This is a genomic window from Neorhizobium sp. IRS_2294 (genome assembly GCF_050500145.1).
Classification (GTDB): Bacteria; Pseudomonadota; Alphaproteobacteria; order Rhizobiales; family Rhizobiaceae; genus Neorhizobium; species Neorhizobium soli.
Map to the genome: position 1 here is coordinate 1,356,347 of NZ_CP191439.1, position 18,870 is coordinate 1,375,216.

Annotated in this window: 18 protein-coding genes and 4 tRNA genes; 16 read left to right on the forward strand and 6 right to left on the reverse strand. The window is 58.7% G+C overall.

Annotation, left to right across the window (positions count from 1 at the left end; all coding sequences use genetic code 11):
• The first annotated feature begins 69 nt into the window (after positions 1 to 69).
• Positions 70 to 2,547 (forward strand): penicillin-binding protein 1A, encoded by a 2,478-nt coding sequence (locus tag ACQY1K_RS06475; RefSeq protein ID WP_062453182.1) that lies wholly within the window; start codon positions 70 to 72, stop codon positions 2,545 to 2,547.
• Positions 2,548 to 2,668: 121 nt separating this feature from the next.
• Positions 2,669 to 3,797, forward strand: a protein-coding gene (gene prfB, locus ACQY1K_RS06480; RefSeq protein ID WP_113111005.1) for a peptide chain release factor 2 whose coding sequence is annotated in 2 segments (ribosomal slippage) — positions 2,669 to 2,737 and positions 2,739 to 3,797 — 1,128 coding nt in all. Because the reading frame shifts where the segments join, the coding sequence is not laid out codon by codon here.
• 72 nt (positions 3,798 to 3,869) lie between these two features.
• On the opposite strand, the gene ACQY1K_RS06485 is transcribed toward prfB, so the two are convergent.
• Positions 3,870 to 4,643 (reverse strand): NAD kinase, encoded by a 774-nt coding sequence (locus ACQY1K_RS06485; protein WP_430258554.1) that lies wholly within the window; start codon positions 4,641 to 4,643, stop codon positions 3,870 to 3,872.
• Between the two features lie 261 nt (positions 4,644 to 4,904).
• Between ACQY1K_RS06485 and ACQY1K_RS06490 the strand changes: the two genes are divergently transcribed.
• Both ACQY1K_RS06490 and ACQY1K_RS06495 read left to right on the forward strand, forming a co-directional pair.
• Positions 4,905 to 4,980, forward strand: a tRNA-Thr gene (locus tag ACQY1K_RS06490).
• A 168-nt stretch (positions 4,981 to 5,148) separates the two neighbouring features.
• Positions 5,149 to 5,433, forward strand: coding sequence for a hypothetical protein (locus ACQY1K_RS06495; RefSeq protein ID WP_139283848.1), 285 nt, complete (start codon positions 5,149 to 5,151; stop codon positions 5,431 to 5,433).
• Between the two features lie 192 nt (positions 5,434 to 5,625).
• Here ACQY1K_RS06495 and ACQY1K_RS06500 read toward each other — a convergent pair whose 3' ends face one another.
• A complete protein-coding gene (locus ACQY1K_RS06500; RefSeq protein WP_062453178.1) occupies positions 5,626 to 6,153 on the reverse strand; it encodes a DUF4142 domain-containing protein in 528 nt (175 codons plus the stop codon).
• Between the two features lie 249 nt (positions 6,154 to 6,402).
• Here ACQY1K_RS06500 and ACQY1K_RS06505 point away from each other — a divergent pair, with 249 nt between their 5' ends.
• On the forward strand, positions 6,403 to 7,440 hold the full coding sequence (locus ACQY1K_RS06505) for a calcium-binding protein (protein WP_062580084.1): 1,038 nt from the start codon (positions 6,403 to 6,405) through the stop codon (positions 7,438 to 7,440).
• Positions 7,441 to 7,512: 72 nt separating this feature from the next.
• On the opposite strand, the gene cysQ is transcribed toward ACQY1K_RS06505, so the two are convergent.
• The 3 genes from cysQ to ACQY1K_RS06520 form a co-directional block, all read right to left on the reverse strand.
• Positions 7,513 to 8,310 (reverse strand): 3'(2'),5'-bisphosphate nucleotidase CysQ, encoded by a 798-nt coding sequence (gene cysQ, locus ACQY1K_RS06510; protein WP_430258555.1) that lies wholly within the window; start codon positions 8,308 to 8,310, stop codon positions 7,513 to 7,515.
• Between the two features lie 62 nt (positions 8,311 to 8,372).
• The gene (locus tag ACQY1K_RS06515; RefSeq protein WP_430258556.1) at positions 8,373 to 9,074 is read right to left on the reverse strand and encodes a DUF982 domain-containing protein; all 702 of its coding nucleotides are present in this window, start codon (positions 9,072 to 9,074) and stop codon (positions 8,373 to 8,375) included.
• A gap of 102 nt (positions 9,075 to 9,176) precedes the next feature.
• Complete coding sequence (locus ACQY1K_RS06520; RefSeq protein WP_092662035.1) at positions 9,177 to 10,064, reverse strand: TrmH family RNA methyltransferase; 888 nt, start codon at positions 10,062 to 10,064, stop codon at positions 9,177 to 9,179.
• Positions 10,065 to 10,266: 202 nt separating this feature from the next.
• Here ACQY1K_RS06520 and ACQY1K_RS06525 point away from each other — a divergent pair.
• The 3 genes from ACQY1K_RS06525 to tuf all read left to right on the forward strand — a co-directional run bounded on the left by ACQY1K_RS06525 (position 10,267) and on the right by tuf (position 11,968).
• Positions 10,267 to 10,351: transfer RNA gene (locus ACQY1K_RS06525), tRNA-Tyr, on the forward strand.
• A gap of 26 nt (positions 10,352 to 10,377) precedes the next feature.
• Positions 10,378 to 10,451 (forward strand) — tRNA-Gly (locus ACQY1K_RS06530).
• A 341-nt stretch (positions 10,452 to 10,792) separates the two neighbouring features.
• Positions 10,793 to 11,968 (forward strand): elongation factor Tu, encoded by a 1,176-nt coding sequence (gene tuf, locus ACQY1K_RS06535; protein WP_092662037.1) that lies wholly within the window; start codon positions 10,793 to 10,795, stop codon positions 11,966 to 11,968.
• Positions 11,969 to 12,076: 108 nt separating this feature from the next.
• On the opposite strand, the gene ACQY1K_RS06540 is transcribed toward tuf, so the two are convergent.
• On the reverse strand, positions 12,077 to 13,381 hold the full coding sequence (locus ACQY1K_RS06540; protein ID WP_430258557.1) for a capsule biosynthesis protein: 1,305 nt from the start codon (positions 13,379 to 13,381) through the stop codon (positions 12,077 to 12,079).
• Between the two features lie 209 nt (positions 13,382 to 13,590).
• Between ACQY1K_RS06540 and ACQY1K_RS06545 the strand changes: the two genes are divergently transcribed.
• From ACQY1K_RS06545 to rplL, 8 genes are all read left to right on the forward strand, one after another.
• Positions 13,591 to 14,985, forward strand: a complete 1,395-nt coding sequence (locus tag ACQY1K_RS06545) for a capsule biosynthesis protein (RefSeq protein ID WP_430258558.1) — start codon at positions 13,591 to 13,593, stop codon at positions 14,983 to 14,985.
• Between the two features lie 108 nt (positions 14,986 to 15,093).
• Positions 15,094 to 15,169 (forward strand) — tRNA-Trp (locus ACQY1K_RS06550).
• Between the two features lie 195 nt (positions 15,170 to 15,364).
• Positions 15,365 to 15,565, forward strand: coding sequence for a preprotein translocase subunit SecE (gene secE / locus ACQY1K_RS06555; RefSeq protein WP_062453170.1), 201 nt, complete (start codon positions 15,365 to 15,367; stop codon positions 15,563 to 15,565).
• Between the two features lie 15 nt (positions 15,566 to 15,580).
• Positions 15,581 to 16,111 (forward strand): transcription termination/antitermination protein NusG, encoded by a 531-nt coding sequence (nusG, locus tag ACQY1K_RS06560; RefSeq protein WP_062453169.1) that lies wholly within the window; start codon positions 15,581 to 15,583, stop codon positions 16,109 to 16,111.
• Positions 16,112 to 16,284: 173 nt separating this feature from the next.
• Positions 16,285 to 16,716, forward strand: coding sequence for a 50S ribosomal protein L11 (rplK, locus tag ACQY1K_RS06565; RefSeq protein WP_062453168.1), 432 nt, complete (start codon positions 16,285 to 16,287; stop codon positions 16,714 to 16,716).
• 1 nt (position 16,717) lies between these two features.
• Positions 16,718 to 17,416: a 50S ribosomal protein L1 gene (gene rplA, locus ACQY1K_RS06570; RefSeq protein WP_062453167.1), complete on the forward strand. Its 699-nt coding sequence runs from the start codon at positions 16,718 to 16,720 to the stop codon at positions 17,414 to 17,416.
• 337 nt (positions 17,417 to 17,753) lie between these two features.
• Positions 17,754 to 18,272 (forward strand): 50S ribosomal protein L10, encoded by a 519-nt coding sequence (rplJ, locus tag ACQY1K_RS06575; RefSeq protein WP_062453166.1) that lies wholly within the window; start codon positions 17,754 to 17,756, stop codon positions 18,270 to 18,272.
• 55 nt (positions 18,273 to 18,327) lie between these two features.
• Positions 18,328 to 18,702 carry a 50S ribosomal protein L7/L12 gene (gene rplL, locus ACQY1K_RS06580; RefSeq protein ID WP_062453165.1) on the forward strand — a complete coding sequence of 125 codons (375 nt, stop codon included), beginning with the start codon at positions 18,328 to 18,330 and terminating at the stop codon, positions 18,700 to 18,702.
• The last annotated feature ends 168 nt before the right edge of the window (positions 18,703 to 18,870 follow it).

The window sequence follows — 18,870 nt, forward strand, 5'->3', positions numbered from 1 at the left end:
GCAAAACGCCGAGAACCATGCGATGTTGCGCCTTGCGCAGCAACCCGAAAGCCGAACGGTAGCTTCGACATGATCAGATTGATTGGATACTTCTTTGGAATGGCCTGCGTCCTTTTTCTGGGCGTTGCTGCAGCGGTTGCCATCTATTTGAATGGTGTATCCAAGGATTTGCCCGATTATGCGGTCCTTGCTGCCTATGAGCCTCCGGTTGCCACACGTGTCCACGCCGGCAACGGTGCACTGGTCACGGAATATGCGCGCGAGCGTCGCTTGTTCCTCCCCATCCAGGCTATTCCCGACCGGGTCAAGGCGGCCTTCCTGTCTGCTGAAGACAAGAATTTCTACAACCACCCCGGCGTCGATATCTTCGGCCTTGGCCGCGCGGTTGTGAACAATCTCCAGAACTTCGGCTCAGGCCGTCGTCCGGAAGGTGCGTCCACGATCACCCAGCAGGTGGCAAAGAACTTCCTTCTGTCGGCAGACCAGACGATGGACCGCAAGGTCAAGGAAGCGATCCTGTCGTTCCGCATCGAACAGGCCTACTCGAAGGACAAGATCCTCGAGCTCTACCTCAACGAGATCTTCTTCGGCCTTAACTCCTATGGCATCGCCGGTGCGGCGCTGACCTATTTCGACAAGTCGGTGACGGAACTGACGACGGCGGAAGCAGCCTATCTCGCGGCGCTGCCGAAGGGCCCCAACAACTATCATCCGTTCCGCCATCAGCAGGCAGCGCTTGATCGCCGCAACTGGGTTGTCGATCGCATGGCCGAAAACGGCTACATTACCCAGATGGACGCCGACGATGCCAAGACCCAGCCGCTTGGTGTCAAGCAGCGCCGGAGTGGTACACACCTGTTCGCGTCCGACTATTTCTCCGAAGAGGTCCGTCGCCAAATCATTGGCCGGTATGGCGACAAGTCGCTCTATGAAGGCGGCCTGTCCGTCCGCACCTCGATCAATCCCGAGCTTCAGCTTGCTGCGCGCGCCGCGCTGCAGAACGGGCTTCTTGATTACGACGAACGCCGCGGTTTTCAGGGCCCGGTGACCACGGTCGACATTTCACCGGATTGGGGTGTCTCGCTTGCCAAGGCGATCACCGACGGCAAGGCGCCTGACCTGCGCGATGTCCCGGAATGGCAGCTTGCCGTCGTGATCAGCGCGTCCGCCAAGTCCGCCGAGATCGGTTTGCGTCCCGCTGCCGATGGTGGCGGCAAGGTGACCGAAGAGCGCGTGACGGGAACGATCCCCGCGGACGCCATGAAATGGGCCTATCGCGACGCCAAGGGTTCTCGCCGGACGGCGAAAGGTCCCGATGGCGTGCTGAGCCCGGGCGACGTCGTCTATGTCGAGCCGATCAATGAAGAAGCCAAGACCTTCCGGCTGCGTCAGCCTCCGAAGGTACAGGGCGGCTTTGTCGCGATGGACCCGAATACCGGCCGCGTTCTCGCCATGGTCGGCGGCTTCTCCTACGCACAGTCGGAGTTCAACCGCGCCACCCAGGCGATGCGTCAGCCGGGTTCGTCATTCAAGCCCTTCGTCTATTCTGCAGCGCTCGACAACGGCTACACCCCGGCATCGGTTGTGCTTGACGCGCCGATCGAGATCGTCACCGGAGGCCAGGTCTGGCGCCCGTCGAACTACGGCGACAAGGACGGCAACGGCCCGGCAACGCTGCGCACCGGTATCGAAAAGTCGCGCAACCAGATGACTGTCCGCCTGGCGCAAGACATGGGCATGGAACTGGTGGCGGAATATGCCGAACGCTTCGGCATCTACGACAAGATGCTGCCTGTTCTGGCCATGTCGCTCGGTTCCGGCGAAACGACCGTGATGCGGATGGTGTCGGCCTATGCGGTCATCGCCAACGGCGGCAAGCAGATCAAGCCGACCGTGATCGACCGCATCCAGGATCGTTACGGCAAGACCATCTTCCGTCATGAAGAGCGCACCTGCGAAGGCTGCAACGCCAACAGCTGGGCGAACCAGGAAGAGCCGGTTCTGGCCGACAACCGCGAGCAGGTTCTCGATCCGATGACCGCCTACCAGATCACGTCGATGATGGAAGGCGTCGTGCAGCGCGGCAGCGCGGCCGGCAAGATCCATCTGACCGACCGTCCGGTCGCCGGCAAGACCGGAACGACCAATGACGAGAAGGACGCCTGGTTCGTCGGCTTTACGCCGAACATCGTGGCCGGTCTTTACATCGGCTTCGACACACCGGCGCCGCTCGGACGCGGCAGCACGGGTGGCGGACTTGCAGCGCCGATCTTCGGTCAGTTTATCGAAGCGGCGGCAAAGCATATGCCGGCCGAGAAATTCCTGGTGCCGGAAGGCATGCAGTTCGTCGCTGTCAACCGCAAGACGGGCATGATGGCCATGGAAGGCGAGCCGGATACGATCACCGAAGCCTTCAAGCCCGGAACCGGTCCGGCCGATGTCTTCCAGGTCATCGGTGGCGGCGAATACATGACGCAGGACCAGATCCTGGACTCCTCGCCACAGGCACAGCAGGCCATCACGTCCGGTGCCTCCGGCCTGTTTTGATCCTCATACTGACGTCCTCTGGGACATCGTCGCGCCGGCCCGGGGTTTACTTCCGGGGCCGGCGCAACTATGTCCACCGCAACTTCGGTCAACAACGAAAAGACGAGAGAAGCATTACGCCATGCGCGCGGAAATCATCAACGTAACCGACGAAATCAAGCAGGCCATAAGCCTGCTGAGGAGGCATCTTTGACTGGGATCAGGCGGTAAGACGACTGGACTGGTTGAACAACAAGGCAGAGGATCCAAACCTCTGGAACGACGCCTCCGAAGCGCAGAAGCTGATGCGCGAGCGTCAGCAGCTGGATGACAGCATCAACGGCGTGCGAGCGCTCGATCAGCAGCTCAACGACAATGTCGAACTCATCGCGATGGGGGAAGACGAGGGCGACGACTCGATCGTTAAAGAGGCCGAGGAAGCGCTGAAGACGTTGCGCACTGAAGCCAACCGCCGTCAGGTGGAAGCGATGCTTTCGGGCGAAGCAGACAGCAACGATACCTATGTCGAAGTGCACTCCGGTGCCGGTGGCACGGAAAGCCAGGACTGGGCGAACATTCTGCTGCGCATGTACACCCGCTGGGCCGAGCGCCAGGGCTACAAGGTCGAGCTCTTGGAAGTGCACGATGGCGAAGAGGCAGGCATCAAGTCCGCGACCATACTCGTCAAGGGACACAATGCGTTCGGCTGGTTGAAGACCGAGTCGGGCGTCCATCGCCTGGTGCGCATTTCGCCCTACGACAGCGCGGCACGCCGCCACACGTCGTTCTCGTCGATCTGGGTCTATCCTGTGGTCGACGACTCGATCAACATCGAGATCAACGAGAGCGATTGCCGCATCGACACCTATCGTTCGTCGGGTGCCGGCGGGCAGCACGTCAACACCACCGACTCGGCCGTGCGTATCACGCACATTCCGTCCGGTATCGTCGTCGCCTGCCAGCAGGAACGCTCGCAGCACAAGAACCGCGCCAAGGCGTGGGACATGCTACGCGCCCGTATGTACGAAGCGGAACTGATGAAGCGCGAAGCGGCCGCCAATGCGGAAGCCGCTTCGAAGAGCGACATCGGCTGGGGCCACCAGATCCGCTCCTACGTTCTGCAGCCATACCAGCTGGTGAAGGACCTGCGCACCGGTGTCGAAAGCACGGCACCCAGCGACGTTCTCGACGGCGAACTCAACGAGTTCATGGAAGCTGCCCTTGCACACCGCATCAGCGGCAAGCCCGATCTTGGCGCCGACGCCGAGTAAGGTTTGGACGCATCACGAATCACAAACGGCCGGATCTCGCGATCCGGCCGTTTGCGTTTCATGGGGTGGTCGTCAGTCGTTGAACTGCTCGGCCAAGATCCGGTCAGACCAGGAATGGTCGGGATCCGATAGAAGCCGTGCCGTCAGTTCAGTCGATTGCGCGATGCGGATATGGATGACGGATTTCACCTCGGTATTGTCGGCGACCGCGTTGACCGGTCGCTTTTCCGGCTCGAAAATCTCGATGTCGACGCAGACACGGTTTGGCAAAAGCGCTCCGCGCCAGCGACGCGGACGAAACGCACTGACGGGCGTCATCGCCAGAAGCGGCGCCTCCAGCGGCAGGATCGGCCCGTGCGCCGACAGATTGTAGGCGGTGGAGCCGGCAGGCGTCGCGACCATCAGGCCGTCGCAGATCAGTTCCTCCAGCCTTGTGTGCCCATCGACCACCACCTTCAGCTTCGCGGCCTGATAGGATTGGCGGAACAGGTAGACCTCGTTGATCGCGAGCGAGTGGGATATCGCACCCCAGGCATCGGTCGCCGTCATCTTTAGCGGGTGAAACTCGTTTTCGACGGCACGCGCGATTCGGTCGGGAAGATCGACCGTTTCGAAATCGTTCATCAGAAAGCCGACCGAGCCGCGGTTCATGCCGTAGACCCTTTTGCCGATATGCATGGTCTCGTGCAGCGTTTGCAGCATGAGCCCGTCACCACCCAAGGCCACGACCACGTCGGCCTCCACCAGGGGAACGTTTCCGTAAAGCCGGGTCAGCTCGTCAAACGCTGCCTCGGCATCGGGTGCCGTTGAGGCGATGAATGCGAGCTTTTCGGTCGCGATCGACATGGGAAGGCCTTTGGTGTGACGCGGACATGCGCCCAGGGAATACAAGTCTGAAACACCGCATCGTCAACATACGGCTTCCAGCAGGTAGCTATAGGAGAAACGACAGGACGAACAAGCCGCTTCCGTGCATCGTCGGTACTTCGTCAGCCATTCCGGCTGCGGGTAGACCACGAGTATCTCGTTTCTCGAAAGTGTTTATCGCGATCAACGGAATTTTCGCTTTACACGAAATCAGAATCTGGTAATTCCACCCCCAGAAGTGCCCTTGTAGCTCAGTTGGTAGAGCACCTGATTTGTAATCAGGGGGTCACGAGTTCGAACCTTGTCGGGGGCACCACTTCTATCCCATTCATTTTGATCGGTTGATCATGCTTTTCTCGGGCTGAGGAGAGCAGGGTGTGACGCATGTCGCTCCGTTGTCTTTCCGGCATCTCTTCTCGTGCCGGCCAATCCTTGCAACATGGAATGCGCTCTGTCAGGATCTCTTAAATTTAAGGGGAGACTGATGGGAAAAGTCTTGATGTGGATTGGCTGGATCGGGATCGTTCTGGTGGTCTGCGCCCTCGTGGCGCTGATGGCCAGCGCCGGGCAGGGGTCCTATGCCCTGCTCGCGCTCTTGGCAGCACTGCCTTGGGCGGCACCCGCCTTCATCGGCTCTGTGCTCGTCGCAGCGTTTGGCAGCATGCTTTTGCAGCTCAATGCGATCCGAGCAGCAACCGAAAGACAGGCCGAACTCTTCGCTCAGTTACTGGACGGCAAGAAGAAGCGTGACGCAGCGGTTGAGGCCTGACGGAAACGTCAATGCATCCTTCGTGCGTCGCTATCTCGCGTTTTCAAAACCATCCGTTTGACGGTTCGCTGCTCAGTAAGCTTCCAACGAACCTCCGGGGCGTCGGGTCTGAAGGCGAAGCAACAGAAAAAGCCGCCTCGACGAATCGGGCGGCTGTCTCTTTAGAGTATGGCAGTTGTGGAAGGGTAGTTCTTACTTATCCATGTCCTGTGCCATCTTGTAGTGATGCTCGAGGGCCGGAAGTGTCTTCGCGGCAAAGGCCTTTAGATCGGCATTTTCACCTTCTTCAGCGTAGCGCTTGAAGAGGTCTACCGCGTCTTCATGTGCTTCGACCTGATCGTCGAAATATTCCTCGATGAAATCGGCACCTTCAAGCTTTGCCAGCTCGTCGACATCTTCCTTGTCATCTTCGGTCAATGCCGTGACAGGATTGCCCTGGACCTTGCCGCTGTCGATCAGCGCCTTGAGTTCGGCAGAAGCCTTTTCATGGTCTGTAATCATCTGCTGCGCAAATTTCTTGGTGGCGTCGTCGCCCTTGGTCAGCGCGAGCTTGCTCGACTCGATCTCGTACATACCGCTCGCAGACGCCTGCATGATAAAGTCTGCGGTGGTCGGAGCGCGACCCAGAACCGAGTTTGCGCCGGTGCTTTCTGCAGCCGACTGCGCGAAAGCTGCCGTTGCGGTCATGAGAAATGCTGCGGTGAGAATTGTTTTTTTCATGGTCGGTATCTCCTGTGAGCCCTACCAACCCATGGAAATCAAAGAGGTTCCGCAAAGATTTTTCAACGTGGTACTTGATCTGATTGAGATAAAGCGTCGAAGCGAGGGGATGACGAAGGCGGCCATTGCGCGTTAACGAACCTGAATGGCAGACAACGGGATATTACGGATTCCGTCAGGATTCGTAGTCTAGCATAAGCACAGCAATCCGCGGCGATTCTCATGCCAGGAGCGGACCGGAGGAAACGGATGCCCACATTCTACGGCAACGATTACGACAACACCGTCTACCAGGATGATTACGATTCTGATCTCACCGTCTACACCTATGGCGGCGACGACCGGATCTTCCTCAACCTCGTCGGCAAATACGGTGGTTTCAACACGGTTTATGCAGGCGCTGACGACGATTTGGTGCAAAATTCCTTCGAAGGCGGCAACAAGATCGATCTCGGCTCCGGCAACGACAGCTACGTCGCAACAGGATTTTCGACGTCGAGCAAGCTCTATGATGTCGTCTATGCCGGCAGCGGCAACGACTCTTTCGAAGTCTCCACCTATCACAGCGACTATTACGGCGAGACGGGCAATGACGCCTTCTTCTCGGTCGGCTATCGCAACTATTTCAACGGTGGCTCGGGGACCGATACGATCAGCTATGAGACGCAGGACGAGGATGATGATCTGGCCGGTCTCGGCGTCGCCATCGATCTCGGCAAGGGCTCGGCGCAGACGCTTGGAACCAGTTACAAAGAGACGCTCGTCAGCATCGAGAATGCCATCGGGACCGGTGCGAGCGACAAGATCTACGGCTCATCCGGCGCAAACAAGCTTTGGGGCGATGATGGAAACGACTTGATCGACGGCAAGGGCGGTAATGACACGCTCTACGGCGGCGCCGGTAACGACGACCTCTACGGTGGAAGCGGCAACGACAAGCTTTACGGCGGATCCGGCAACGACCATCTCTATGGTGGATCGGGCGCCGATACGTTCGTGTTCACCTCGATCGCAGACTCCAAGGCAAACAGCAGCCGCGACATCATCCAGGACTTCAGCCGCGCCGAAGACGATTATATCGATCTCCGGTCGATCGATGCGGATACGACCTTCGGCGGCAATCAGTCCTTCGATTTCATCGGTTCGAAAGGCTTTTCGGGCGAGGCGGGCGAGTTGCGCTTTAGCGGCGGCATCGTCTCAGGCGATGTGAACGGCGACGGTTATGCCGACTTCCAGATCAAGATCGCGGGCCAAACCAAAATGTACGACAGCGATTTCTTCCTCTGAGATATCGAGCTGTCTTAGGAAGGCGCTTCTGAAAGGAGGCGCCTTTTTTCGTGGTCGAGAGAATTTGGAAAACTACAGGACTTCAACCGATGCACCGGTCGCGATGAAGTCGCCATTGGCGAAATCAGTCTCATCCGATCGACCGACCTTGCCGTACCGGAGCGGCTGTCCGTCGATAGCGCAGGTCTTGCCACCGGCGGCGCGCAAGACCGCATCTCCGGCTGCCGTGTCCCACTCCATCGTCCGGCCGAACCGCGGATAAATGTCGGCGGCACCTTCCGCCAGCAGACCGAATTTCAGCGATGAACCGACGGAAAGGGTTTCGAGGTCGCCGTATTGCGCCAGGAAATCATCCGTTTCGACAGTTCGGTGGGACCGGCTGGCACAGGCGATGGGTCGCCGTGGCATGACGCGGGCGCGGATCGCCTGACGGTTTTCGATGGTGAAATCGGGGGCGATCAAGAGCTTGGACGCTTTGTTCTGTGCGCCGCCATAGCCGACGTTGAGCGCCGGAGCATACACGATACCAACGGTCGGAAGGGCATTTTCGATCAGCGCAATATTGACGGTGAAGTCATCGCGGCCGTTGATGAATTCACGTGTGCCGTCAAGCGGGTCGATCAGGAAGAAACGACCACCGGAAATATCGGGGATCTGCCCGGCGGCGACGGCTTCTTCTGCAACCGCGGGGATCGCCGGCCAATGCTGCGCAAGCGCTTCGAGAATGATCGCTTCCGCGGCTTCGTCAGCCTCCGTCACCGGCGAGTGGTCAGGCTTGTAGTGGGTATGAGCGCCACGGCCACGGATCTCAAGAATCGTGCGGCCTGCATCGAGCGCGATCGTCTCGAATATGGAAAGCATACTCATCATGAAGACGATCTACTGCCTTGCCTTCAGCAGCGCAAGCTCGTCTCGCCTCTACATCACCGTGCCTATGCCATTGGTTGCTGACGACCGACGGCCCAGGAATTGCCAAGGTGCGCATCCGCCGCGGCCGGAAGATCCGATGCTCCGTGGCGAAGCTGGGGCCGCAGCACGCCCGCGGTGCGTCGGGCGCCGAGCCGTGCAATCATGCCGATCGTCCGCGAGAGCTCTGCCAATAATTCGCGCATGCAGGGTGTGTGTGGGCTGGCCGGCCCAGCCCCCGATGCCTCGGAATGCGGCTCGCTCCAGCTAATCACCGGGTGGTGGTATGACGGGAGTGAATCGGATCCGCCAGCATCGGGCTCGGTATAAGCAGGGGTAAGCCCGCGTAAGCGGGGCGACTTACTGAGGCGACGCCGGAACGGTGCGAGGGGGGCGAGGCGGTCCGGCGAGATCGGCAGGGTCGCAAGTGAGGCCGGGACGTCTTTGATTGGTTCGGCATCGATATCGGCAAGAAATGTTTGCGGTTGAACATGAAATCCGGCCTCGAATGCGGCCTCAATGAAATCGGCGCGGGCAAGGGCCGCGACGCTTCGGCCCGTCAGCACGTCGCGGCACGCCATCACCGCCGCCATATGCGCTTCTGTGCGTGCGGCCGGCCATCCGCTGAGCAGCATAAGAGCGGCATCCAGCGTGCCTTGCACGATGATCGGCCTCGGTTGGCCGAAGATTTCCAGGATGACAGGTTGCTTCCAAGTCCCGCGATCCATCCAAGCTCTCCCATTTAAGATAATTAGGAAATACTCATATAAAGCTTGCGCCAGGATGGAGCGCAGCGGCCCGACGGTTTTCGTCAGGCCGCTGATGTGATTTCAGGAGATCTTCAGGAGATGCTGCCTTGTCGCGTAAAGTGCAATCGCTGCGGCATTCGAGACGTTGAGCGACTTGATCTCGCCGGGCATGTCGAGCCGGGCCAACGCATTCACCGTTTCGCGGGTCTTCTGGCGCAAGCCCTTGCCCTCGGATCCGAGGACCAGGGCAATCCGCTCACCGGAGAACGTGCCTTCCAGCGGGGCAGGACCTTCCGAATCAAGCCCGATCGTCTGGAAGCCAAGCTTGTGGATCGATTCCAGCGCGTCGGCGAGGTTGGTGATCTGGATATAGGGAATGAGTTCCAGTGCACCGGACGCGGATTTTGCCAGCACGCCTGACTCGGTCGGGCTATGTCTCTGGGTGGTGATGAGAGCGCCTGCGCCGAATGCTACGGCCGATCGCATGACGGCACCGACGTTATGGGGATCCGTTACCTGGTCGAGTACCAGGAGAAGCGGGCTCTCTTTAAGGGCTTCAAGCCGGCGTACGGGCAGGGGCCGCGTTTCCAGCATCACGCCCTGGTGGATCGCCTCGGGACCTAGCACCTTGTCGATATCCTGCGGCGAGACGAACTCGACAGGAAAAGACAGCTCGCTCGATTCGCCGATCTCCAGTCGCATAAAGGCGTTCTGTGTCACCGAAAGCTTGATCAGCTTGCGCTCCGGGTTCTGGATCGCAGCCCGAACCGTATGGAGACCATAGAGCAGCACCTGTTCCGGCTGCAGCTGCGGTGGCGTCCAATCCTTGGCGCCCTTGTTGGATTTGACGCGGCCCTGCTGCGGCGTCGGGATCTCGCCGCGTTCGCGCTTGGTATCGCGAACATTCCGGCGAAGCGTCGCGTAATGGGTGTCGCGGGCGGTTTTGTCTTTAGGATCTTTTGTGCTCATGCTGCCTTATATCGAGGAGCGCGGTTTCGGCAAAGCCCTCCGCTCGAGCCTTCGTCGGATGGCATGACGATATCCAATTTTTTCCTCCTTTTTTCAAAGAGGTCGTGTTGACAGACGGACATGAGGCCGTCATATACGCGGCGCAGACCGAGGGGCGGCAAGCCTGACGGTCAGCAGACTTGGTCTAACGATCCAGACGAATGGAGAGATGCCCGAGTGGTTAAAGGGGACGGACTGTAAATCCGTTGGCTACGCCTACGTTGGTTCAAATCCAACTCTCTCCACCATTCGTCTTCGAGATCGGACCACCCCCGCGGGTATAGCTCAATGGTAGAGCAGCAGCCTTCCAAGCTGAATACGCGGGTTCGATTCCCGCTACCCGCTCCAATATCCCGGACACATAATTTCTATTTTCGACCGTTTGATCGATTTAAACATCGCGTCGATTTGTGCTCGTGTTGATCACGTGCGGCACGCGCAAAAACCGGATCGGACGTCAGGATTACGTATCAGGCCATCACCATCTCTGACGCGACCATCTCGGCGGCGGACGGGGAAGGCGACACGCCGAGGCCTTGAAATACAGGCAGATAGGGCGCCATCTTTCGGCCTGCCCCTTGTACGGGGCGGCGGCGTAATTATGTCTTGCGCAATCCTTGGGAAAGCCTTAAACGGCGACACCAAACCCGGTCGCCGGGTCAACCTCTTATGTTCACAGGAAGCATTCAATGGCAAAGAGCAAGTTTGAGCGCAATAAGCCTCACGTCAACATTGGCACGATCGGTCACGTCGACCACGGCAAGACGTCGCTGACTGCGGCGATCACGAAGTACTTCGGCGAATTCAAGGCCTACGACCAGATCGACGCTGCTCCTGAAGAGAAGGCCCGCGGCATCACCATTTCGACGGCACACGTCGAGTACGAGACGCCAAACCGCCACTACGCACACGTCGACTGCCCCGGCCACGCCGACTACGTCAAGAACATGATCACCGGTGCAGCGCAGATGGACGGCGCGATCCTGGTTTGCTCGGCTGCCGACGGCCCGATGCCACAGACCCGCGAGCACATCCTGCTTGCTCGTCAGGTTGGCGTTCCGGCAATCGTCGTGTTCCTCAACAAGGTTGACCAAGTCGACGACGAAGAGCTTCTCGAGCTCGTCGAACTCGAAGTCCGCGAACTTCTGTCGTCCTACGACTTCCCGGGCGACGACATTCCGATCGTCAAGGGTTCGGCTCTGGCCGCTCTTGAAGATTCGAACAAGAAGATCGGCGAAGACGCCGTTCGCGAACTGATGGCAGCTGTTGACGCCTACATCCCGACGCCTGAGCGTCCGATCGACCAGCCGTTCCTGCTGCCGATCGAAGACGTGTTCTCGATCTCGGGCCGTGGTACGGTCGTGACCGGTCGCGTCGAGCGTGGCATCGTCAAGGTTGGTGAAGAAGTCGAAATCGTCGGCATCCGCGCCACGACCAAGACGACTGTTACCGGCGTCGAAATGTTCCGCAAGCTGCTCGACCAGGGCCAGGCCGGCGACAACATCGGCGCTCTGATCCGTGGCGTACAGCGTGACGGCGTCGAGCGTGGCCAGATCCTGTGCAAGCCGGGTTCGGTCAAGCCGCACAAGAAGTTCATGGCAGAAGCCTACATCCTGACCAAGGAAGAAGGCGGCCGTCATACGCCGTTCTTCACGAACTACCGTCCTCAGTTCTACTTCCGTACAACCGACGTGACCGGTATCGTTTCGCTTCCTGAAGGCACGGAAATGGTTATGCCAGGCGACAACGTCACCGTTGAAGTCGAGCTGATCGTTCCGATCGCGATGGAAGAAAAGCTGCGCTTCGCGATCCGCGAAGGCGGTCGTACTGTCGGCGCCGGCATCGTTGCCTCGATCATCGAGTAATCGATAGATCAACCACTTGAAAAAGGCCTCGCGGGAAACCGCGGGGCCTTTTTCGTTACAGCGTGTTGAAATCGGTCAGGAGACGTCCGCAGGAAGCGCGTACGCCGTTCAGCCAAAGAGTTCATTCATATAGCGGAACTGCGTGCTGCCGCCTGGCTTGGCCCAGCTCTTCGGCAGGCGTGGCGCAGGCTCCATCAGCCGTGCTGCAACATTCTCGGCGCCTGCTTCAATCGCGTCTCTCCCGATGAAACCACCGCGGACCTGCGTCGTCGCGGCAAGCGCCCGCTGGAAGGCGTCGAACAGTTCCATGTCCGGCCGTCCCGGATTCGTCCAGAACTCTGCGAGTGGCCCTTGGAACGTCAGCCCGGGGATGTCGTATACCGCAGCGCCCAGCGCAACTACCGGCTTTGCCATCGATAGCGCGGTCAGTCCGACGGTCGAGTTGACTGTGACGACGCCGGCCGCGCGGGTGATAAGGTCGTCGGTGTCGCCCCCATCCGCATAGAAGACACGGTCCGATATTCCGTGGCGGTTCGAGGCGGCCCGGATGCGCTCGGGCCAGCGCGACAGTCCATTGTCGATCGGATGGACCTTGAACAGCAGGCGGTCGTTACTGCCTGCGTGCTTTGCGAAAGAAGCAATCACCGAATCGACGATGGCGAAGAGGTCGCCGCCGGGGGCGTGACGGATGATCTGGTAATCCCCAGGAAGCTGCAATGGAAACAGGAAAACCCGAGGCAAGCGCACGCCATCCGCGGTCTGGATCGGGGTGAGGGCGGCTGTGGTCGCGAGATCGGCGTTCCGTCGCCGGGATTTCATCCTCAGCGCCTTCCAGATCCAGCCGGCATATTCGCGAACCGGATGCACGGGCCCATGGGTCCGGTAGTGCGGATGAACGAGCCATCCCAATAGAACATTGGGAACGTGATAGACAAGATCGTAGAGCGCGTAGGTCAAGAAGCTGGAGCGGTAACGTCCGACCCTGTCAATGGCCGGTGCGCTTTCCGCGATCATGCGGATACGCTCCGCATCCTGCGGGAAGCGAGAATGTGCCGACATGCCATCCGGCTCTATCGTCAGCCAGTCGGGCCGCAGATACCCGTGTTCGAGAATATGGACGTCAACGCCTCTGGCTGACGCAACGGCAGCCGCGCTGTGATGCGGCGCACGACCATCACCAAGCATGACGATATCGGTTACATTGTGATCGCTTATGTAGCGATCGAGATACACTGCCCAATGTTCAGGCTTTTCGCGAAACAGTTCGCTTTTGCGCGGCCACCAAAACGCCACATCACCTATGGATAGGTTGATCTTCGATACCTGCGCGCCTTTGTTTTCAAGGGCTTCCGCGAGCTTCTTGAGAAACGGCGAGGCGGGTCCTTGAAGCAGCAGGAATCGGCGTTGATGCATGGCGACGTAACCTTGGAATATGCTTCGTGCGTAAAAGGCGCCATTGACGACGGTGGTGCCTTCGTGAAAGTACCGGAACTGTTTAACGGTAATTGTGTGAATTGGCATCCGTCTCACGTACGGGGAGCTGTGTATTACGTCGGGAGAACCCCGATCAGGCTAAACGACCCTCAATTTCATGATCCCGAATCAAGCGGTATTGGCTTCGAATGACAAAAGTCCTGTTTCTCCAAGGTCCACCGTCCGTGTTCTGGCGCGAGCTGGCAAACGCGTTCGAAGCGCAGGGGATCGGTACGAAGCGTGTGAACTTCTCGTTCGGAGACCTGGCCTACTGGCGCAAGTCCGGAGCGATCAACTATCGCGGAACGCTGAGGGCCTGGCCACGCTATCTGGCTGAACTCATCCGTCGCGAAGGCATCACCGACATTCTCTATTATGCCGACAGGCTGCCCTACCATCGCTTTGCCGGACGCGTTGCACGTCGGTTGGGCATTCAGTGTCATGCCGTCGAGTTCGGCTATCTTCGGCCGGACTGGATCACGCTCGAACGCAATGGCATGGGCCGCTTCTCGCACTTCCCCAACGATCCGAACGTGATTCGCAAGGTTGCCGAGCAGGTTCCCGAACCGGATCTCAAGGCGCGCTACGGCCACACGTTCGGACAGGAGGCGACAAACGAGGTCATCTATAACCTCCTGGCATATTTCGGCCGCCCGATGTTCCCGTTCTACCGCTCGGACAAGTACTACGATCCGCTGTTCGACTATCTGTCGTGGCTGCCGCGCATGTTCCGTTCGCGCCACGATCTGCCAGAGGGATTTTTCGACGGCGAAACCGGCAAGAATTACCTCCTGGCGCTGCAATTGCAGAGCGACTACCAGATCCGAGCAAACTCTCCTTATCGGCATCTCTCTCAGATGATCGATCAGGTCATCCACTCGTTCTCGAGACATGCTCCCGAAAGCGCGCGGTTGATCGTAAAGCAGCATCCGCTCGACAACGATCTCGAGGGCTGGCGCAAGATCGTGTCGAAGATTGCCGCCCGCTACCGCGTCTCGAACCGGGTCGTGTTTATCGAAAGAGGTGATCTCGGAGCGATCCTTCGCCATTCGCACGGGACGATCGTTGCCAACTCCACGACGGCGATGCACAGCCTGAGAGCCGGTCTTCCGACGATTGCGCTCGGTGCGGCAGTTTACGACATGCCCGGGTTGACCCATCAGGGCGGGATCGACTCGTTCTGGTCTAACCCCGAGCCGCTTGACGCGAACCTGCTGCGCGCCTTCATCAAGGCATTGGCCGGCACGGTACAGATCAAGGGCAATTTCTATCACGAAGAAGGCCGCGCGCTCGCGATCGAATCGATCATTACCCGCGTCCGCGACCGCACCGTCAACGAACCTGGTGCCTTCGTCGAAAAACCGCCGCGTCTGGCATGGCAACGGCTTCCGCTGCCAACAGAGAGGCGCGTGCCGGCGACCGGGACGGCGACGGGCGCCGTCGAGCTTTCAACGCGCGATCTTCTCCTAGGGAAGCCGGATCAAGTCTTGTCCCCGGTCTCGGCAATAGATCTCGGCGACAACGTCGGCGGCAAATTCACATAGCCTGGCAAAGTTCGAAAAACACTCTTGCCAAGTCCGGCGCAGCGTCTTAAAGGGAGCGCCTAGCCGGTGACGGAGAGGATCTTGATGGTCCGTCAGTCTTCGGTTTGAAGGGGTATAGCTCAGTTGGTAGAGCGGCGGTCTCCAAAACCGCAGGTCGTCGGTTCAAGCCCGGCTGCCCCTGCCAGCCTTCGCACAACACATAGCTTGCGACTGTAATTGATAGGCGCTGAGCGGTTGTTGTCCAAAGTTGGGAATTTCATGTAGGCACCTTTTTCCTCTTGTTTAACGGGAAATGGGTGTTTATGTAGGGAACAACAGACACGCGGTGCGTGGGGCTGAACGATATCGGCTTTACGTGCCGTAATTGCGTGGGCAATCGATGGCATCCAAAACCAATCCGGCAACGTTCTTCAAGCAGGTTCGTTCCGAAGCGTCTAAAATCACTTGGCCATCCCGCCGTGAAACCACGATCTCGACGATCATGGTTCTGGTCATGGTCGTGGTTGCGGCGCTGTTTTTCTTCGCTGCGGACCAGCTTATTGGCTGGTTGCTCGGCTTCGTGCTGAACGTCAGCGTTTGATCCTGGAGTATTAAGATGGCGGCCCGCTGGTACATCGTCCACGCATATTCGAACTTTGAGAAAAAGGTCGCTGAAGACATCGAGAACAAGGCTCGCCAGAAGGGGCTTGAGCATTTGTTCGAACAGATCCTCGTTCCGACGGAAAAGGTTGTGGAAGTGCGTCGCGGCCGAAAGGTCGATAGCGAACGCAAGTTCTTCCCGGGCTACGTCATGGTTCGTGCGAACCTGACGGACGAAGCCTACCATCTGATCAAGAACACGCCGAAGGTTACCGGCTTCCTTGGTTCTGACAACAAGCCTGTTCCGATCCCTGACTCCGAAGCCGATCGTATCCTCGGTCAGGTTCAGGAAGGTGTCGAGCGGCCGAAGTCCTCGATCTCGTTCGAGGTTGGTGAACAGGTTCGTGTTTCCGATGGTCCGTTCGCGTCGTTCAACGGCGTTGTTCAGGATGTCGATGAAGAGCGTTCGCGCCTCAAGGTCGAAGTGTCGATCTTTGGCCGCGCCACTCCGGTGGAGCTCGAATACGCTCAGGTCGAGAAGGTCTGATTGTTTTTAAATATGGGCTGCCATTGAGTTGGCGGCCCTGTGCGGCGTTTGCCGTAACCCGCGTGGAAGGTGAGGGTCTAGCCGGACCTCGGTAAGCCGCACCACGCAACCGCAGCCGCCGGTCAATCCGGCATTTCGGACCAAGATATCGGTCCATAACGAAAGGCAGAGAAATGGCTAAGAAAGTAGCAGGCCAGCTCAAGCTTCAGGTCAAGGCAGGATCGGCTAACCCGTCCCCGCCAATCGGCCCGGCGCTTGGTCAGCGTGGCATCAACATCATGGAATTCTGCAAGGCGTTCAACGCCGCCACGCAGGAAATGGAAAAGGGTATGCCGATCCCGGTCGTCATCACCTACTACCAGGACAAGTCCTTCACCTTCGCGATGAAGCAGCCGCCGGTTACTTACTGGCTGAAGAAGGAAGCGAAGATCACATCCGGTTCCAAGACACCTGGCAAGGGTGGCAAGGCCGGTACCATCACCAAGGCTCAGGTCCGTGCGATCGCCGAAGGTAAGATGAAGGATCTCAACGCAGCCGACGTCGAAGGCGCAATGCTGATGGTTGAGGGCTCTGCCCGCTCCATGGGCCTGGAAGTGGTGGCTTAACATGGTAAAGCTCGCAAAGCGCATGAAGAAGATCCGCGAAGGCGTGGATCCGACAACGCTCATCGCTCTCACCGAAGCCATCTCGATGGTCAAGGAACGTGCGACGGCTAAGTTCGACGAAACCGTCGAAATCTCGATGAACCTCGGCGTTGACCCGCGTCACGCAGACCAGATGGTCCGCGGCGTTGTCAACCTGCCGAACGGCACCGGCCGTGACGTTCGCGTTGCTGTTTTCGCACGTGGCGCAAAGGCTGATGAAGCCAAGGCTGCTGGTGCAGACATTGTTGGCGCAGAAGACCTGCTGGAAATCGTTCAGGGCGGCAAGATCGACTTCGATCGTTGCATCGCAACTCCTGACATGATGCCGCTCGTCGGTCGTCTCGGTAAGGTTCTCGGCCCGCGTGGCATGATGCCGAACCCGAAGGTCGGTACTGTGACCATGGACGTTGCCGGAGCCGTCAAGGCTTCCAAGGGCGGCGCTGTCGAGTTCCGCGTCGAGAAGGCCGGTATCGTTCACGCCGGCATCGGCAAGGCTTCCTTCGATGCCAAGGCACTCGAAGAAAATATCCGTGCCTTTGCTGACGCCGTCATCAAGGCAAAGCCGGCTGGCGCAAAGGGCAACTACCTGAAGCGCGTCGCGATTTCGTCGACGATGGGCCCAGGCGTCAAGATCGAACCTTCGTCGGTCACAGCCGCTTAATGAATTGCCGGAGCCTTAGGGCTCCGGCTGCATGAATTCCCTCTCCCTTCGGGGAGCGGGAATTTCCGGAGAAATCCGGAATTCCTGTCCGAGATTGCAGGTGGTTTTCCCTTAATCACTTGGCCTGCATGAGACGGGTAAGAACGCAGATTTTCGGCGCTCCGGCGTTGTCAATTCGGTTCGAGCCTTGTGTGCCTTAAGCCTGAAGCCTTCTTGGCGACAGAGCGGGGGGACAGGATCCTCAACCGCCACGGACGGTCCGTCAAACGATCGTTCGAGGCAAAGGCAAACCCGGTAGGGCCTGCAGGATTGCGGTCCTATCAACTGGAGACAGACAGTGGAAAGAGCGGAAAAACGCGAATTCGTCACGGAGCTGAATGAAGTCTTCAAGGCTTCTGGTTCAGTTGTCGTGGCCCACTATGCTGGTGTCACAGTTGCGCAGATGAACGACTTCCGTTCAAAAATGCGTGCTGCTGGCGGCACCGTCAAAGTCGCGAAGAACCGCCTGGCCAAGATCGCTCTTCAGGGTACGGAAGCAGAAGGGATCTCCGATCTCTTCACCGGTCAGACACTCATTGCCTACAGCAATGACCCGATCACTGCTCCCAAAGTCGTCGTGGATTTCGCCAAGACCAACGACAAGATCGTTGTCCTCGGTGGAGCCATGGGAACAACCACGCTCAACGCAGAAGCAGTCAAGTCGCTTGCGACCCTGCCTTCGCTGGACGAGCTTCGTGGCAAGCTGCTGGGCCTCTTGAACGCCCCGGCTACCCGCATTGCAACGGTTGTATCCGCACCAGCAGCTCAGCTTGCTCGCGTGTTTGCGGCTTACTCAAAGAAGGACGAAGCCGCGTAAGGCGGTTTTTCGCTGTTCAAAACCAAGTTCGAACCGAATATAAGGAACTGATAAAATGGCTGATCTCGCAAAGATCGTTGAAGACCTGTCCGCCCTGACCGTTCTGGAAGCTGCTGAGCTTTCCAAGATGCTCGAAGAAAAGTGGGGCGTTTCGGCTGCTGCTCCTGTCGCAGCAGCTGCTGCTGGCGGCGGTGCTGCTGCTGTCGTTGAAGAAGAAAAGACCGAATTCGACGTTATCCTCGTTGAAGCCGGCGCTAACAAGATCAACGTCATCAAGGAAGTCCGCGCAATCACAGGTCTCGGCCTGAAGGAAGCTAAGGACCTCGTCGAAGGCGCTCCTAAGGCTGTCAAGGAAGCCGTTTCCAAGGCTGAAGCTGCAGACCTCAAGAAGAAGCTTGAAGACGCAGGCGCCAAGGTCGACGTCAAGTAATATCGGAATACGGTGGGGGAGATCAGTCTCCCCCGCATTCTTCCTCCGAAACTATTACCCAGGGATCGTGAAAACGGCCCCTGGGTAATGGGTTCTCAAGAGGATGGTCCTGAACCGAACCGAGAAGGCAATCCGGCCTTTCGCTTTCGGGAAGTAGGACGAGTTTGA

What these genes read in the sequence shown, in the direction of transcription:
- ACQY1K_RS06475 (WP_062453182.1), top strand. Translation starts at nt 70, where the DNA reads ATGATCAGATTGATTGGATACTTCTTTGGAATGGCCTGCGTCCTTTTT.
- ACQY1K_RS06485 (WP_430258554.1), bottom strand. Translation starts at nt 4,643, where the DNA reads ATGTCGATCGCGACCGAAAAGCTCGCATTCATCGCCTCAACGGCACCC.
- ACQY1K_RS06495 (WP_139283848.1), top strand. Translation starts at nt 5,149, where the DNA reads ATGGGAAAAGTCTTGATGTGGATTGGCTGGATCGGGATCGTTCTGGTG.
- ACQY1K_RS06500 (WP_062453178.1), bottom strand. Translation starts at nt 6,153, where the DNA reads ATGAAAAAAACAATTCTCACCGCAGCATTTCTCATGACCGCAACGGCA.
- ACQY1K_RS06505 (WP_062580084.1), top strand. Translation starts at nt 6,403, where the DNA reads ATGCCCACATTCTACGGCAACGATTACGACAACACCGTCTACCAGGAT.
- cysQ (WP_430258555.1), bottom strand. Translation starts at nt 8,310, where the DNA reads ATGATGAGTATGCTTTCCATATTCGAGACGATCGCGCTCGATGCAGGC.
- ACQY1K_RS06515 (WP_430258556.1), bottom strand. Translation starts at nt 9,074, where the DNA reads ATGGATCGCGGGACTTGGAAGCAACCTGTCATCCTGGAAATCTTCGGC.
- ACQY1K_RS06520 (WP_092662035.1), bottom strand. Translation starts at nt 10,064, where the DNA reads ATGAGCACAAAAGATCCTAAAGACAAAACCGCCCGCGACACCCATTAC.
- tuf (WP_092662037.1), top strand. Translation starts at nt 10,793, where the DNA reads ATGGCAAAGAGCAAGTTTGAGCGCAATAAGCCTCACGTCAACATTGGC.
- ACQY1K_RS06540 (WP_430258557.1), bottom strand. Translation starts at nt 13,381, where the DNA reads ATGCATCAACGCCGATTCCTGCTGCTTCAAGGACCCGCCTCGCCGTTT.
- ACQY1K_RS06545 (WP_430258558.1), top strand. Translation starts at nt 13,591, where the DNA reads ATGACAAAAGTCCTGTTTCTCCAAGGTCCACCGTCCGTGTTCTGGCGC.
- secE (WP_062453170.1), top strand. Translation starts at nt 15,365, where the DNA reads ATGGCATCCAAAACCAATCCGGCAACGTTCTTCAAGCAGGTTCGTTCC.
- nusG (WP_062453169.1), top strand. Translation starts at nt 15,581, where the DNA reads ATGGCGGCCCGCTGGTACATCGTCCACGCATATTCGAACTTTGAGAAA.
- rplK (WP_062453168.1), top strand. Translation starts at nt 16,285, where the DNA reads ATGGCTAAGAAAGTAGCAGGCCAGCTCAAGCTTCAGGTCAAGGCAGGA.
- rplA (WP_062453167.1), top strand. Translation starts at nt 16,718, where the DNA reads ATGGTAAAGCTCGCAAAGCGCATGAAGAAGATCCGCGAAGGCGTGGAT.
- rplL (WP_062453165.1), top strand. Translation starts at nt 18,328, where the DNA reads ATGGCTGATCTCGCAAAGATCGTTGAAGACCTGTCCGCCCTGACCGTT.